This is a genomic window from Actinomadura soli (genome assembly GCF_005889715.1).
Lineage (GTDB): Bacteria > Actinomycetota > Actinomycetes > Streptosporangiales > Streptosporangiaceae > Spirillospora > Spirillospora soli.
Map to the genome: position 1 here is coordinate 20829 of NZ_VCKW01000061.1, position 15219 is coordinate 36047.

Annotated in this window: 14 protein-coding genes and 1 pseudogene; 14 read left to right on the top strand and 1 reads right to left on the bottom strand. The window is 74.1% G+C overall.

Features of this window, described 5'->3' with window-relative positions:
• Window positions 1–52: 52 nt before the first annotated feature.
• The 10 genes from ETD83_RS14370 to ETD83_RS14415 all read left to right on the top strand — a co-directional run bounded on the left by ETD83_RS14370 (window position 53) and on the right by ETD83_RS14415 (window position 10422).
• Window positions 53–1384, top strand: coding sequence for a sensor histidine kinase (locus ETD83_RS14370; RefSeq protein ID WP_138645619.1), 1332 nt, complete (start codon window positions 53–55; stop codon window positions 1382–1384).
• Window positions 1381–2046, top strand: coding sequence for a response regulator (locus ETD83_RS14375; protein WP_138645620.1), 666 nt, complete (start codon window positions 1381–1383; stop codon window positions 2044–2046). The genes ETD83_RS14370 and ETD83_RS14375 overlap by 4 nt, the downstream gene beginning before the upstream one ends.
• Before the next feature lie 131 nt (window positions 2047–2177).
• Window positions 2178–3140, top strand: a complete 963-nt coding sequence (locus ETD83_RS14380; RefSeq protein WP_138645621.1) for an alpha/beta hydrolase — start codon at window positions 2178–2180, stop codon at window positions 3138–3140.
• Window positions 3133–4407: an acyltransferase family protein gene (locus ETD83_RS14385; RefSeq protein ID WP_230420906.1), complete on the top strand. Its 1275-nt coding sequence runs from the start codon at window positions 3133–3135 to the stop codon at window positions 4405–4407. The genes ETD83_RS14380 and ETD83_RS14385 overlap by 8 nt, the downstream gene beginning before the upstream one ends.
• Window positions 4401–5339 carry an alpha/beta hydrolase gene (locus tag ETD83_RS14390; RefSeq protein ID WP_205717662.1) on the top strand — a complete coding sequence of 313 codons (939 nt, stop codon included), beginning with the start codon at window positions 4401–4403 and terminating at the stop codon, window positions 5337–5339. Before ETD83_RS14385 ends, ETD83_RS14390 begins: the two co-directional genes overlap by 7 nt.
• A 53-nt stretch (window positions 5340–5392) precedes the next feature.
• Window positions 5393–6565 carry a PucR family transcriptional regulator gene (locus ETD83_RS14395; RefSeq protein ID WP_138645623.1) on the top strand — a complete coding sequence of 391 codons (1173 nt, stop codon included), beginning with the start codon at window positions 5393–5395 and terminating at the stop codon, window positions 6563–6565.
• Window positions 6566–6820: 255 nt separating this feature from the next.
• Window positions 6821–7738 carry an ACP S-malonyltransferase gene (locus ETD83_RS14400; protein WP_138645624.1) on the top strand — a complete coding sequence of 306 codons (918 nt, stop codon included), beginning with the start codon at window positions 6821–6823 and terminating at the stop codon, window positions 7736–7738.
• Window positions 7735–8703, top strand: a complete 969-nt coding sequence (locus tag ETD83_RS14405; RefSeq protein ID WP_138645625.1) for a beta-ketoacyl-ACP synthase III — start codon at window positions 7735–7737, stop codon at window positions 8701–8703. Before ETD83_RS14400 ends, ETD83_RS14405 begins: the two co-directional genes overlap by 4 nt.
• A 56-nt stretch (window positions 8704–8759) precedes the next feature.
• Window positions 8760–9026 (top strand): acyl carrier protein, encoded by a 267-nt coding sequence (locus ETD83_RS14410; protein WP_138645626.1) that lies wholly within the window; start codon window positions 8760–8762, stop codon window positions 9024–9026.
• Between the two features lie 88 nt (window positions 9027–9114).
• Window positions 9115–10422, top strand: coding sequence for a beta-ketoacyl-[acyl-carrier-protein] synthase family protein (locus ETD83_RS14415; RefSeq protein ID WP_138645627.1), 1308 nt, complete (start codon window positions 9115–9117; stop codon window positions 10420–10422).
• A gap of 157 nt (window positions 10423–10579) precedes the next feature.
• Here ETD83_RS14415 and ETD83_RS14420 read toward each other — a convergent pair whose 3' ends face one another.
• A complete protein-coding gene (locus ETD83_RS14420; RefSeq protein WP_138645628.1) occupies window positions 10580–11074 on the bottom strand; it encodes a DUF3145 domain-containing protein in 495 nt (164 codons plus the stop codon).
• 322 nt (window positions 11075–11396) lie between these two features.
• Between ETD83_RS14420 and ETD83_RS14425 the strand changes: the two genes are divergently transcribed.
• From ETD83_RS14425 to ETD83_RS14440, 4 genes and pseudogenes are all read left to right on the top strand, one after another.
• Window positions 11397–12638, top strand: coding sequence for a S8 family peptidase (locus tag ETD83_RS14425; protein ID WP_171064201.1), 1242 nt, complete (start codon window positions 11397–11399; stop codon window positions 12636–12638).
• Between the two features lie 33 nt (window positions 12639–12671).
• The gene (locus tag ETD83_RS14430) at window positions 12672–13199 is read left to right on the top strand and encodes an RNA polymerase sigma factor (protein ID WP_138645630.1); all 528 of its coding nucleotides are present in this window, start codon (window positions 12672–12674) and stop codon (window positions 13197–13199) included.
• Window positions 13196–13648 carry a hypothetical protein gene (locus ETD83_RS14435; protein ID WP_138645631.1) on the top strand — a complete coding sequence of 151 codons (453 nt, stop codon included), beginning with the start codon at window positions 13196–13198 and terminating at the stop codon, window positions 13646–13648. Before ETD83_RS14430 ends, ETD83_RS14435 begins: the two co-directional genes overlap by 4 nt.
• Window positions 13645–15219: pseudogene (locus ETD83_RS14440) on the top strand (hypothetical protein); the annotation flags it as partial. The gene ETD83_RS14435 and the pseudogene ETD83_RS14440, both read left to right, overlap by 4 nt.

Sequence of the window (15219 nt, forward strand, 5' to 3'; positions counted from 1 at the left end):
GTCCCACCACGGTGTCATCCGGGTGCCGCCGGAATTTCTCTAGCCTGGGCTCATGGCCGGGGAGAAGGCGCTGCTGCGGTACGTCCTGCGGGACGTGCTCCTCGCCGCCGCGGTGACGGGCCGGGCCGACCCGGCGCCGCTCGACCGGCCCTGGCCGTTCCTGCTCAGGTGGACGCGGTACGTCGGCCTCGGGCAGGCGCGGTTCGGGGTCGTGGTGAACGTGCTCGGGCTCGCGCTGACCGTCGTGATGATCGGGGGGACGCTGTCGCTGCTGTCAGACGAGTCCATGGAGCGCGGCTTCGAGCTGTCCGGCCTGACGCAGTTGTACATCGCGCTCGCGGTGACGGCGCCGTTCGCGCTGCGCGACCTGCATCCGCTCGCCGCGTGGCGGTGGAGCTTCCTGGGGACGGCGCTGGTCGACGTCGGCGGGTGGCTGAGCACGCCGTACGTCCCGTGGGGCGCGATCACCGCGCTCGCCTGCGTGTGCACGGTGGCGATGCGCTGCTCGCGGGACGTCACGCTCGGCGTCGCGGTCCTGTCGTTCGCCGGGGTGTGGATCAAGGATTCGGAGACGGCGCTCAACGCGTCGGTGCTGCTCGTCCCGCCGCTGGCGGTGGGGTACGCGGTCCGGCTCCGGCAGACGTCGCGGCGGCAGCTCGCCGAGCAGCGGCTGCGGCTCGCCTTCGAGGAGCGGCGGCACCAGGACGCCGAGGCGGTGCTGACCGAGCGGCAGCGGATCGCGCGGGAGCTGCACGACGTCGTCGCGCACCACATGTCGATGATCGCCATCCAGGCGGAGGCGGCGCCGTACAAGGTCGAGTCGGTACCGGACGAGACGCGCCGCGACCTCGCCGAGATCCGCGCGACGGCGCTGGACGCGCTGACGGAGCTGCGCCGGGTCCTCGGCGTCCTGCGCTCGGAGGACGGCGCCGAGACCGCGCCGCAGCCCGGCCTCGACCGGCTGGACGAGCTGGTGGGCAACGCGCGGGCGGCGGGGCTGCACGTGACGACGCGGCTGGACGGCGACCTCGCCGGGCTCCCGCCGGGCGTGGGCCTCACCGCCTACCGGATCCTGCAGGAGGCGCTGAGCAACGCGATGCGGCACGCGCCCGGTTCGCGGGTGCAGGTCGAGGCGTCCCGCTCGGACGGCATAGTGTGGCTCGGCGTCGTCAACGGGCCTCCCGCCGACGGCCGGGCCCCCGGCCCGGGGCTTCCGGGCGGCGGCCACGGGCTGGTCGGGATGCGGGAGCGGGCCGCCGCGCTCGGCGGCGAGCTGACCGCCCGCCCCACACCGGACGGAGGATTCGCGGTGACCGCCAACCTGCCGGTAGAGGCTCCTTCCCCGGCGCGGGACACGACGAGACCGGCGCGGGACGCGACGTGACCATCCGGGTCGTGATCGTCGACGACCAGGGCATGGTGCGCTCCGGGTTCGGCGTGCTGCTGAACGCGCAGCCCGACATCGAGGTCGTCGGCGAGGCCGTGGACGGCGAGGAGGGCCTGCGGCGCGTCGCGGTCCTGCGTCCCGACGTGGTGCTGATGGACGTCCGCATGCCGGTCATGGACGGCCTGGAGGCGACCCGCCGCCTCCTCGCGGGCACCGCCGACGGCGCCCCGAAGGTCCTCATGCTCACCACGTTCGACCTGGACGACTACGTGTACGAGGCGCTGCGCGCCGGGGCCAGCGGGTTCCTGCTGAAGGACGCGTCCGCGACGGAGCTGGCGGACGCCGTCCGGATCGTGGCGGCGGGCGACGCGCTGCTGTCGCCGTCGATCACCCGGCGCCTCATCGCGGAGTTCTCCCGGCTCGGCGGGCCGAGGGCGCCGTCCCGCAAGCGGCTGGCGGAGCTGACCGAGCGGGAGACCGAGGTCCTGACGCTGGTGGCGCGCGGGCTGTCCAACGGCGAGATCGCGCAGGCGCTCGTCGTCGCGGAGCAGACCGTCAAGACGCATTTCGGGCGGATCCTGATGAAGCTCGACCTCCGGGACCGTCCGCAGGCGATCGTCTACGCCTACGAGGTCGGGCTGGTCCGGCCGGGCGACTGATACCCGGGTCGCATCCGTCGTACCGGAGTCGCATGCCGGAAGAGCACACCACCGGTTGATCCGCGCTACGGCGTCCGATTTCTAACTTCCTGGTCAGTGCTTCACCCCACTGCCCAGGGAGGACGTTCCGGATGCCCAGCGTTCGCAAGGCCGTGGCGGTCGCGTCCGTCCTGGCGGTGGCCGGGTCCGCCGCCGGGTCGGCGGCGGCCACGACCGGCGGCACGGACGTCTACGCCGCCCCGGGCCCGGCGCCCGGCCTGTCGGCGGCGGCGCTCGACCTCCGCTACCAGGCCGCCGACCGGGAGATCGAACGCGCGCTGGCGACCGCGCGACACGTCCGCGACAGCGATCGGGCGCGTGCTCTGACGGCGTTCCGCTCCGGCGGACGGCGGTTCCTGTCGTTCGACCCCCGGGGCCGCGGGCGCGCCGTCGAGGTCATCGGCGACCTGCGGCGCGCCGACCGGATCGCCGTCGTCGTGCCCGGCGCGGACAACTCGCTCACCAACTACGACTCCCCCAAGTTCGCGGGCGGCGGCAGCCGCGCGCTCTACCGGCAGGCCCGTGCCGACGCGCCCGGCGCCCGGCTCGCCGTGATCGCCTGGCTCGGCTACGACACGCCGTCGTCGCCCGGCGTCGGCGTCCTGACGAGCGGACGGGCCGAGGACGGCGCCCCCGTCCTGCGCCGCCTCCTCACCGCCGTCCACCGCGTGAACGGGCACGGACGGTTCGCGCTTCTCTGCCACAGCTACGGCTCGGTGGTGTGCGCAAAAGCCGCACCGAGTCTTGGGCCGCTGCCGGTGGACGAGATCGCCCTGTTCGGCAGTCCAGGCACCACGGCCGGCACCGTCGCGGACTTCCGGACGTCCGCCCGCGTCTGGGCGGGCCGCGCGAAGGGCGACTGGATGCGGTACGTGCCGAACGTCCGCTTCGCCGGTCTGGGGTTCGGCGCCGACCCCGTCTCACCCGGGTTCGGCGCCCTGCGCTTCGACGCCGGGACGGGCCCGCACAGCGCCTACCTGAAGCCCGGCTCCCTCGCGCTCCGCAACCTCGCCCTGATCGCCCTCGGCCGCGCCGCGGAGGTCACCCGTGCTTGAGACGGCCCCCGCCCCCGCGACGGCACCAGCAGATCCCACTCCCCCTCGTGACCTGGCCATCGACGCCCTGCGCGCCTTCGCGATCTCGGGCGTCGTCCTCGGCCACTGGCTGGTCACCGCGCTCGTCGCGGACGGCTCCGGGCAGCACCTCCGGGTGACGAGCCCGCTCAAAACGATGCCGAACCTGACCCCCATCTCCTGGGTCCTGCAGACCCTCGCCGTGTTCTTCCTCGTAGGCGGCTACGCGGCGGCGAAGGGCCTGCGTCCCGGCCGGCCATGGGTTCCGCGGCTGCGGCACCGGCTGGCCCGCTTCGCGCGGCCGCTGCCCGTCCTGCTCATCGCCTGGCTCCCGGCCGCCGCCGTCCTCCGCTGGGCCGGGTTCTCGGCGGACGGCGTCCGCACGCTGATCGAACTGGTGATCAGCCCGCTGTGGTTCCTCGGCGTCTACGTGCTGCTCACGGCGGCGACCCCCGTGATCGCGGCCGTCTGGGCCCGGCTCCGGCTCCACGGCGCCGCCCTGCTCGTCGCCGCGACCGCCCTGATCGACCTCGGCCGCTTCGCGCTCGACACGCCCGCCTGGACGGGCTGGGCCACCGTCCTCACCGGCTGGCTCGTGCCGTTCTACCTCGGCATCGGCTGGGCGGACGGGGCGCTGCGCTCGCGCCGGGCCGGGCTCGTCCTGCTGGCCGGGGGCGCGGCGGCGACCGCCGGGCTGGTCCTGGTCGCCGGGTATCCGGCGAGCATGGTCGGCGTGCCGGGCGCGGCGGTCTCCAACCTCAGCCCGCCGACGCTCGCGGCCGTGTCCTTCGGCCTCGCCCAGACGGGCCTCGCGCTGCTGCTCCACGGCCCGCTCACCCGCTGGACGCGACGCGCCCGGGCACGGGCCGCGATCTCCGCGGCCCGCCGCGCCTCGATGACGATCTTTCTATGGCACCAGACCGCGCTCCTGACCGTCACGGTCGGAGCACTGCTCGCCTTCGGTAGCCTGCCAGGGCTGCACACCGTGCCTGACCAGCCGGAATGGGTCGCCGAACGGCTCGCCTGGCTGGCGGTCTTCGCCGCCCTGCTCACCGCGCTCGCGGCCGTCGTGCACCGCTTCGAACACCCCCGCGCGGCACCCGGATGTGACATCCGCCACCACACCCCCAGACGATCTTGGATGGTAGAAAGACGACGATGCCGCCGCCACGCAAGATCGTCCCCAAGCGCACCCGACGGCTCCGGAGAGCCCTGGCCTGCGCCGTGTCCATCACGGCGGTCATGCTGACGACCGCCGGGACCGGGCACGCCGACCCCTACGCGCCGCCCGTCGCCGTCCCCGACATGGCGCCGTCCACGCTGGACGTCCGGTACGCGGCCGAACGCCGGGCCATCGAGGAGGCCCTCACGACGGCGCAGAACATCGGCGACACCGACCGGGCGAAAGCCCTCGGCGCGTTCCTCCGGCCGGGCCGCCGGTTCCTCTACTTCGACCCGCGCGGCAACGGGCGGGCCGTCGAGGTCATCGGCGACCTCACCCGGGCGCGGCGCATCGCGGTCCTGGTGCCCGGCGCCGACACGACGCTGACGACGTTCGACACGCGCGGCGGCAAACCGTGGTCGACGCCGGGCGGCGGCGCGCACGCTCTCTACGCGCAGGCGGCGGCCGCGTCACCGCGCCCTGAACTGGCCATCGTCGCATGGCTCGGCTACGCGGCACCGGAGACGTTCAGCAACGACGTCCTCACCGACGAGCGCGCCGCCGAAGGAGGCGTGCGGCTCCGGCGCTTCCTGAAGGGCGTGGCCGCGGTCAACCCGTCCGCCCGCGTCGGACTGCTCTGCCACAGCTACGGCTCTGTGTTGTGCGGCCGGGCGGCGCTGGACGGCCCGGGCACCACGGCCTGGCGGCAGGTCACCGACATCGCCCTCTACGGCAGCCCCGGCACGGCCGCGCCGACCGCCGCGAAGCTGAGCGGCACCGCACGGATCTGGGCGGGACGGGGCACGACCGACTGGATGGAGGACGTCCCCCACGTCCGCGTCTTCGGGCTCGGGCTCGGGCCCGACCCCGTCTCCCCCGCGTTCGGCGCGCGGGTGTTCGACGCGGGGACCGGCGGGCACAGCGACTACTTCCGGCCCGGCTCCACCTCGCTCCGCAACCTCACCGCCATCGCGCTCGGACGCCCCGCCGCGGTGGCACCCGGCCGGCCTTCTCACTGAAAGGGAGCGGCCGCAGCGAGACGGTCACCTCCAGGTAATGGCACCCTGGGGAGGTGGACACCGCGAGCGAGGCCGAGATACGCGAACAGACGACCCAGCGCCTGGAGAAGGCCATGGGGACGTTCGGCACCGCGGCGCTGACCCGCATGGAAGAGCAGCTCCCCTGGTTCCGGCGCATGCCCGCCGAGCAGCGCTCCTGGATCGGGCTCGTCGCGCAGGCGGGCATCGCCGCGTTCGTCGAATGGTTCAAGAACGAGGAGAAGACCCGTCCGGCCATCGCCGGGGAGGTGTTCGGCACCGCGCCCCGCGAGCTGCTCCGCGCCATCAAGCTGCAGCACACCATCGACATGGTCCGCGTCATCATCGACGTGGTGGAGACCCGCCTGGACGAGCTGGCCGCGCCCGGCGGCGAGGCCCAGCTCCGCGAGGCGATCCTGCGCTACACGCGGGACGTGGCGTTCGGCGCGGCGCAGGTGTACGCGCGCGCCGCCGAGACACGCGCCGCCTGGGACGCGCGGCTGGAGGCCCTCGTCGTCAACGCGGTCCTGCGCGGCGAGGTCGACGACGGCATGCACTCGTGGGCGGCCGCGCTCGGCTGGACGTCCAAGCCCGTCACCGTCATCGCCGGGCTCACCCCGGAGGACGAGGAGCCCGAGGTCACCATCGACCAGATGCAGCTGGCCGCGCGCCGCGCCCGCGCCGACGTGCTCGCCGGGGTGCAGGGGCGCCGCGTCATCGTCATCGTCGGCGGCGACACCGACCCGATGGAGGCGGCCCGGCCGATCGCCGCCAAATGCGGCCCCGGCCCCGTCGTCGTCGGCCCGCAGGTCCCCGACCTGTACGACTCGACCCGGTCCGCGCAGGCCGCCGTCGCCGGGCTGCGCGCCGCCGCGGGCTGGCCGGACGCGCCCCGTCCCGTCCCGGCGACCGAGCTGCTGCCCGAGCGTGCCCTGGACGGCGACGACGACGCGCGCCGCCACCTGGTGGAGAACGTCTACAACCCGATGCTCGCCGCGGGCGCCCCGCTCCTCGACACGCTCACCACCTACCTCGAACAGGGCTCGTCGCTGGAGGCGACCGCGCGGCTGCTGTTCGTCCACCCCAACACCGTCCGGTACCGGCTCCGCCGCGTGACCGAGCTCACCGGCCTCGCCCCCACCGACGGCCGCAACGCGTTCACCCTCCGCATCGCGCTCGTCCTCGGCCGCTTCGAAAACCGCCGGTGAAACCCCAGCTCCGGCCGCACGGGCCGGGCGGCCGGAGGGCGCCCAGCGCCCGAAGGTCGCACGACCCGCCGGTCGGGGGGGCCGTTTCGCGAGACGCGCCAGCGGCTCGGGAAACGGCCCCCCGACCGTGCCGGGGGTTCCAGGGGGTCGTCCCCCCGGGCTAACGCTGCTTGTAGGTGTCGTACAAAGGGTTCGGACCAAAGTTCGTGCTGATCCGCATCGTAGAGCGGGGGGCGTTGGCGGCAGGCTGGTCGGGTGATCCTCCTCGCATCGCCCGGCCAGGGCGCCCAGACCCCCGGCTTCCTGCAGCCATGGCTAGAGATACCCGGAGTCGCCGACCGCCTGGCCTGGTGGTCCGCCGTCACCGGGCTCGATCTGGTCCGCTACGGGACGACCGCGGACGCCGAGGAGATCCGTGACACCGCGGTGGCGCAGCCGCTGCTGGTCGCCGCCGCGCTCGCCGCCTACGAGGCCCTCTACGACGACGGCGACCTGCCCGGCGTGGTCGCCGGGCACAGCGTCGGGGAGCTGGCCGCGGGCGCGATCGCCGGGGTCCTGTCGCCCGAGACGGCGCTGGTCCTCGTCCGGGAGCGGGGACGGGCGATGGCCGAGGCCGCCACCGTCATCAAGACCGGGATGACCGCCGTGCTCGGCGGCGACCCCGACGAGGTCCTCGCCTCGATCGACAAGCACGGGCTCACCGCCGCGAACGTCAACGGCGCCGGCCAGGTCGTCGCCGCCGGGACGGTCCAGGCCCTCACCGCCTTCGCCGATGATCCGCCCGAGAAGGCGCGGCTCCGCTCGCTGTCGGTCGCCGGGGCGTTCCACACCGAGCACATGGCGCCCGCCGTCGACGCGCTGCGCCGCATCGCGTCCGGCGCGCCCGTCGCCGCCCCGCGGACTCGGCTGCTGCAGAACCGCGACGGCGCCGTCGTCGAGGACGGGCCCGCGTTCGTCGAGCGGCTCGTCGACCAGGTCAGCGCGCCCGTCCACTGGGACCTGTGCATGGAGACCATGCGCGACCTCGGCGTCACCGCGATCATCGAGCTGCCGCCCGCCGGGACGCTGACCGGCCTCGCCCGCCGCGAGCTGCCGGACGTCGAGCGGGTCGCCCTCAAGACCCCCGCGGACCTCGACAGGGCCCGCGAGCTGATCAAGGCGGACGCGGCATGACCGGCGGGCTCCGCATCCCCGACGCGGCCGCCGGCGCCCGCGTCCTGGCGTTCGGCGACTACCGCCCGGCCCGGATCGTGACCAACGACGAGCTCGCGGAGACCGTCGACACCAACGACGAGTGGATCCGCAGCCGCGTCGGCATCGCCGAGCGCCGCATCGCCGGCGACGACGAGGGCATCGTCGAGCTCGGCGCGCACGCGGGCGGGAAGGCGCTCGCGGGCAGCGGGCTCGCCCCGTCCGACATCGACCTGGTGATCCTCGCCACCTGCTCGGCGGAGTCGCCGATGCCGGGCTACGCCCCGCAGGTCGCGCACCGGCTCGGCATCGACGCGCCCGGCGCGTTCGACATCAACGCCGCCTGCGCCGGCTTCTGCTACGCGCTCGCGACCGCGAGCGCCGCCGTCCGGGCGGGCAGCGCCCGCAACGTGCTGGTCGTCGGCTCGGAGAAGATGTCCCAGTGGCTCGACTGGACCGACCGCTCCACCTGCATCATCTTCGCTGACGGCGCAGGCGCCGCGGTCGTCGCGGCCAGCGACTCGCCCGGCATCGGCCCGGTCGTGTGGGGCAGCGCCGGCGACAAGTACGACAAGATCATCATCCCCACCCGGCACTCGTTCATCCAGCAGGAGGGGCAGGCGGTGTTCCGCTGGGCGACCACCGCCATCGCGCCGGTCGCGGTCGAGGCGTGCGAGCGCGCCGGGATCCGGCCGGAGGACCTCGCCGCCATCGTCCCGCACCAGGCCAACCTGCGGATCATCGAGGCGATCGCCCGCAAGATGAAGGCCAAGGACGCCGTCGTCGCCGACGACATCGTCCAGTCCGGCAACACCTCGGGGGCCTCGATCCCGCTGGCCCTCTCCCGCATGATCGAACGCGGCGACGTGCCGTCCGGTGCCCCGGCCCTGCTGGTCGGGTTCGGCGCCGGGCTGTCCTACGCCGCCCAAGTCATCCAGATCCCGTAGGCCGTCACGCTCGCTCGCAGGCTCTGGACCAACCCACCGAAGGAGAAACGCAGATCATGGCCGACATCGCCACCGAACAGCAGATCCTGGACGGCCTCGCGGAGATCATCGACGACATCGTCGGCATCGACAAGTCCGAGGTGACCCCGGAGAAGAACTTCATCGACGACCTCGACATCGACTCGCTGTCGATGGTGGAGATCGCCGTGGCCGCGCAGGACCAGTTCGGCGTCGAGATCCCCGACGACGAGCTGCGCAACCTGAAGACGGTCAAGGACGTCGTCAACTTCGTCCAGAACCACGAGGCCGCGGCCAAGAGCTGAGACGCGGGCGGGCGTGCCGCCGTCCCGGGTGACCGGGACGGCGGCCTGCCCGCACCCACCCCTTTCCAGTCCGCAAGGAGCACCAGCCATGAGCAAGAGCCAGACCAGAGTCGTCGTGACGGGTCTCGGTGCAACGACCCCACTCGGCGGAGACCTGCCGTCGACCTGGTCCGCCCTGCTCGCCGGAGAGTCCGGGATCCGTCCCCTGCGGTGGGAGGGCGTCGAGGACCTGCCGGTCCGGTTCGCGGCGACGCTGAAGGCCGACCCGGCCGACACGCTGCCGCGGCAGTCGCTGCGCCGCCTCGACCGCAACCAGGCGATCGCGCTGATCGCCGCGCGGGAGGCGTGGGCGGACGCCGGGTTCGCCCCGTCGCGCGGCGGCAAGCCGCAGAAGGGCATGGACAAGGCCGGCGTCGACGGCGGGTTCGACATGGACCTCGACCGGCTCGGCGTCGTGGTCTCCAGCGGCATCGGCGGCCTGCACACCGCCCTCAACAGCTACGACGTCTACCGGGAGAAGGGCTGGGCGCGTGTGTCGCCCTTCACCGTCCCGATGCTGATGCCGAACGGCGCGTCCGGCCACGTCGGCATCGAGTTCGGCGCGACCGCGGGCTCGCACGCCCTGGTCAGCGCGTGCGCGTCCAGCGGCGAGGCCATCGGCTACGCGATCGACATGATCCGCGCGGGCCGCGCCGACGTGATCATCTGCGGTGGCACCGAGGCGTGCATCCACCCGCTGCAGATGGCGTCGTTCGGCTCCATGCGCGCCCTGTCGACCCGCAACGACGAGCCGGAGCGCGCGTCCCGCCCCTACGACAAGAACCGCGACGGGTTCGTCCTCGGCGAGGGCGCCGCGGTGATGATCCTGGAGAGGGAGGAGCACGCCCGCGCCCGCGGCGCGCAGATCTATGGGATCGCGTCCGGCGCCGGCTACTCCAACGACGCGTACGACATCGTGCTGCCCGAGCCGACCGGCTCCGGGCAGGCCAAGGCGATGCAGCGGGCCCTCGTCGACGCCGGTCTGGAGGCGTCCGACATCATCCACATCAACGCGCACGCCACCTCGACACCGGCCGGCGACGTCGCCGAACTGGCCTCGATCAAGGCGGGGCTCGGTGAGGAGGTCGCCGCCAAGGTCGTCGTCACCGCCACCAAGTCGATGACCGGGCACCTGCTCGGCGGCGCGGGCGCGCTGGAGTCGATCTTCACGATCCTGGCGCTGAAGGAGGGCCTCGTCCCGTTCGTCGCCAACCTGGAGGACCTCGACGACGAGGCCGACCTGGACATCGTGCGCGACGAGCCCCGCAAGCTCCCGGACGGCCCCGCGGCGGCGCTCAGCAACTCGTTCGGCTTCGGCGGCCACAACGTCTCGGTCGCCTTCGAACGCGCCCTCTGACGGCTCTCGAACGGCCCGGCGGGTTCTCCCCGCCGGGCCGTTCGCGTATCCGTTCCGTGGCGGGCCGCCGGCCGGGCCCCGCTGCGGGGCGCGCACGTTGCGGGACGAGAACGCTCCAGCGGGACGGCCTCGGGCGGCCGCGCGGGCCGCCGGGGCGTCACACGGCCGCGTGCAGCCAGCGGACGGGAGCGCCGTCGCCGGCCCGCCGGAAGGGCTCCAGCTCGTTGTCCCACGGGGTGCCGAGGAGACGGTCCAGCTCGTGCTCCAGGGTGGTCTTGCCGATCGCGGCGTTCGCCATGACGGAGCGGAGCCGGTCCTCGGGGACCATGATGTCGCCGTTGGCCCCGATCACGCCGGTGAACACCCCGAGGGACGGGGTGAAGCTGAACCGGACGCCGTCGGTGCCCGGGGTGGGATCCTCGGTGGCCTCGAACCGCACCAGTTTCCACGTACGCAGCGCGGAGGTGATGCCCGCGGCGGTACCGGGCCTCCCCTCCCAATGAAGCTCGGCGCGCAGCGTTCCCGGTGCGGCCGCCTGATCTGTCCACTCAAGGGAAACGGGCACACCGAGAACACCCGCGGCGGCCCACTCGATGTGCGGGCTCAGCGCAGGCGGCGCGGAGTGGACGTAGAAAACGCCACGTGCGGTCACCGGACCTCCTGGATCTGTACCGAGGCTCGTCTTCCCCTACGGCCTCGTACGTCCCAAGTCGGCGTCCGCGTCCCTCATTGTGCATCATCGGCACGTCTCGCACCACCGTGGATTCACGGATTATCGAACGCTTGACCACTGGATGCACATCGTTCACGGGCGCTGACCGACAAGGGTAGGGGCTGCGACGCCGCCGCGCGGTGAAAGTTCAAGACGATCGCGTCCGGCTCCGGCCGCGCTCTCCTGTCCGATATCGGTCACGAACCGTCGCCGTGCGGGCACGATGAGTGCGGGTGCGGGCCCGACGCGAGAGCGAGGACGGATGTTCGATCAACAGGCACGGCTGGAGCGGGTGCTGGCGCGGCACCGGGACGCGGTCGTCGTGGAGCGGGTGCCGGGACGTCCGGCGCTGATCCGCCGGGACGAGATCCTGGTGGCCGGGCAGGACGCCGGCGCGGCCGAGAGCATCGTGCGGCGCTGGCACGAATCGCGGCACGACGAGCGCGGCGTCACGCGGCTGCGGCTGCGCGCCGCGGCGAAGGTGGACGTGTGCGAGCTCGCGGCCGGGCTCGGCGCCGGCGCCCGCGTCGCGGACGGGCGGCGCCGCCGGCTCAGCGTGGCGCCGAACCATCTCGTCCACGGGCAGCCGATGTGGTGGAGCGGGCCCGCGGACCTGCCCCGTCCGGCCGCGCCCCTGCCCGCGCCCGAGGCCGCCGCGGCGCGGAGGAAGGTGACGGTCGCGATCCTCGACACCGGCCTGTCGCCGCACCCGTGGTACACGGACGCGGAGTGGTACCGGGAGCAGCGCGCCGAGGTCGAGGAGGTCCTCGACGCCGACCTGGACTACGAGCTGGACGCGCAGGCGGGGCACGGCACGTTCATCGCGGGCGTGGTGCTGCGGCACGCGCCGTCCGCGCGGCTCCTGGCGCACCGCGTCATCGGCGGCGACGGCGTCGGCGACGAGCTGGAGGTGATCCGGGCGCTGGAACGGCTCGCGGAGCAGGGAGGCGCCGATGTGGTCAACATCTCGCTCGGCTGCCACACCTACGACGACCGTCCGTCCCCGGTGCTGGCGCGGGCGATCGCGGCGCTCGGCCGCCGGACGGTCGTGGTGGCGTGCGCGGGCAACACGGCGACCGGCCGCCCGTTCTGGCCGGCGGCGATGAAGCCCGTCGTCGGCGTCGCGGCGCTGGACGGCGACGTCCGGGCCGCGTTCTCCAACCACGGCTGGTGGGTGGACGCGTGCGCCCAGGGCGTGGACGTCGCCAGCACGTTCGTGCGGTTCGACGGGACGCACCCGCCCGTGCACGGCATCGACCCCGACCTGTTCGACGGCTACGCGACGTGGAGCGGGACGTCCTTCGCGGCGCCCGTGGTGGCGGGGCGGATCGCCGGGCTCGTGGCGGCGGCGGGCGTCGACGCGGTCACGGCGGCGGACCGGGTGCTCGATCCGGCGGCGCACCCCGTCCTGCCTGACCTCGGCGTCGTGGTCGGTCCCGGAGAACGGCTCGGCCGCGAAGCGGTGGCCGTCCACGCGGAGTCACCCGCCGATGCCATAGGGTGAGCACTTAGCGGGGGGCCTCGGGAGGAGACTTCGGTGGCCCATTGGGACGACAGTACGGACGAACTGGTGGTCCGGGCGCGCGGCGGCGACGGCGACGCGTGGGCTCGGCTGGTGGATCGGCACAGCGGGCTGCTGTGGTCGATCGCCCGCTCGCACGGGTTGAACGACGCCGATTCCGGCGACGTGGTGCAGACCACGTGGCTGCGGCTGGTGGAGCGCATCGACGGATTGCGCGATCCGGGCGCGACGGCGTGCTGGCTGGCGACGACCGCGCGGAACGAGAGCCTGCGGCTGGTGCGCCGGCGCGCCCGCGACCTGCCCCTGGTGCCCGCGCCGCGGGCGCCGGAGCCGGGCCCCGACCAGGTGGTGCTCGACCGCGAGCGGGTCGGGCGGGTCGGCGCGGCACTCGACGCGCTGCCACGGCGGTGCCGGACGCTGCTGCGGCTGTTCGCGCTCGCGCCGAGCCAGGCCGAGCTCGCCGCCGCGCTCGGCATCCCCGTCGGCAGCGTCGGCCCGACCCGGGCGCGCTGCCTGGAGGCGCTGCGGAGGCTCGTCCCGTGAACGACGACGAACTGCTGGCGGGCGTCCGCGACGCGTTCGACGCGATGGACCCGGTGCCGGACGACGTCCTGGCGGCGGCCCGGGCGTCGATCGCGTGGCGGGCGCCCGACGCGACGCTGGCGGAGCTGACGCGTGACCGGGGCGGCCGCGCGGCGGCGGCCGGGCTCCGCGGCGCGGCGGGCCGCGTGCTGACGTTCACCTGCCCCGGCGGCGAGGTGGAGATCGAGGTGTCGGAGCACGGCCGGGACCGCGAGCTCACCGGGCGGCTCGTGCCGTCCGCGCCCGCGCTCGTCCAGGTCCGGCACCGGGACCTGCCGCCGGACGGGATCACGGCGCGCACGGAGCCCGCCGGGCTGTTCTGCGTGCCGCGCGTCCCGGCGGGCCTGGTGAGCCTGGTCTTCCGGCTGGACGACGGCACGTCGATCGTCACGAGCTGGATCAGCCTGTGACCGGCCTGGAGGGGCGTTCCCTCTCCGGGCCGGCCGCCGCCGACCCGGCCACCGCGTACGCGCGGGCGCTCGCGCTCTTGAGCGAGGGCGGCGGAGTGCTCGCCATGCGGGTGGCCGGGCTGCGGGCGGCCGGGCTCGCCGCCAAGGAGCTGGGACGGCTGGACGAAGGTCTCGCCTTCCTTCATCAAGCCTTGGATCTGGCCGATGACGTCTATTCGGTGGCGCAGGTGCGGATGAATCTCGTCGGGCTGCTCACGGCCCGCGGTGACGTCGCTGGGGCTCTGGCCCACGCGGAGGAGGCAGAGACCGTCCTGGACGGCCCGGACGCAGACCGCCTGTCCGCGAACAAGGCGTGCGCCCTGGCAAGAGCCGGACGGCTTGACGAAGCACACGATGTCGCCGCACGGGCCTTGCCCCGCCTAAGGCGCGGACACGATCCGGCCACTCTCAATGGCCTGCTCACGAATCTGGGGCTCGCGCGGGCTTTGCGCGGCGACCTCGCCGGGGCGGAGTCGGCGCTCGTGGAGGCGATCGCTGTCGGTGAAGCGGCCGGGCTGCGTCACCAGACTGCAATGTCCAAGGGCAACCTCGGCTTCGCCATGGCGCGGCGTGGGGACATACCGCGCGCGCTCCGGCTCTTCGCAGAGGCCGAACCCCATCTGACCGGTGAACGCTTGGCGCAATGCCGGTTCGACCAGGCGGAAACGCTCATTCTGGCGGGCTTGCCAGGCGAGGCTCGTCCCGTCCTTCTGGCGGCCTTAGACGAGTCCACGGCGAACGGCTACGGATGCGACGTCGCGGACGGGTTCCTCCTTCTCGCCCACGCCGAACTGGCCGCCGGGCACCCGGAACAGTGCACGGAGGCCGCCGAACGGGCACGAGCCGCTTTCGCTGAGCAGGAACGCACAGGATGGATGCTCCTGGCCGAGCACGTCCTGCTCAGGGCACGGTGGGCGTCCGGTGAACGGTCGGCCGTCCTGCTGCGTTCGGCCATGGCGACGGCCGAACGGCTGGAGAGCGGCGGCTGGGCCGATGCCGCCGACGAGGCCCGTATCGTCGCCGCGCGCGTGGCACTGTCCCTGGGCAGGCCGGCCGGGCACCTGCTGTCATCAGTCGGGCGGGCAAGCGGCCCCGCGTCCGCGCAGATCGCCGCCTGGCACGCCGTCGCTCTGGAATGTTCCGCGCGGGCCGACCACAAGGGCGCGGTGGCCGCGGTCAGGCTCGGGCTCCAGGTGACCGAGGACCACGCGGAGGCGCTCGGCGCGCTCGACCTGCGGGCCCGCGCGTCGGGACTCGCCACCGAGCTGGCCGAGCTCGGTCTCGGCCTGGCCGGCTCGGCACGGGAACTGCTGGCGGTCGAGGAGCGGCGGCGGGCGATCGGGCGTCCGGCGCGCGTCCGTCCGCCGAAGGACCCGGAGCGGGCGGCGGCGCTGGCGGCGTTGCGCGCCCTCAGCGTCGAGCGCGCGGCCGACACGGCGCGGGGCGGCGCCGTCCCGCCGGTGCGTTCGCAGGAGGCGGCGGACCTGGAGGCGAAGGTACGGGAACGGACGCGCCGCCGCCCGCCCGGCCCC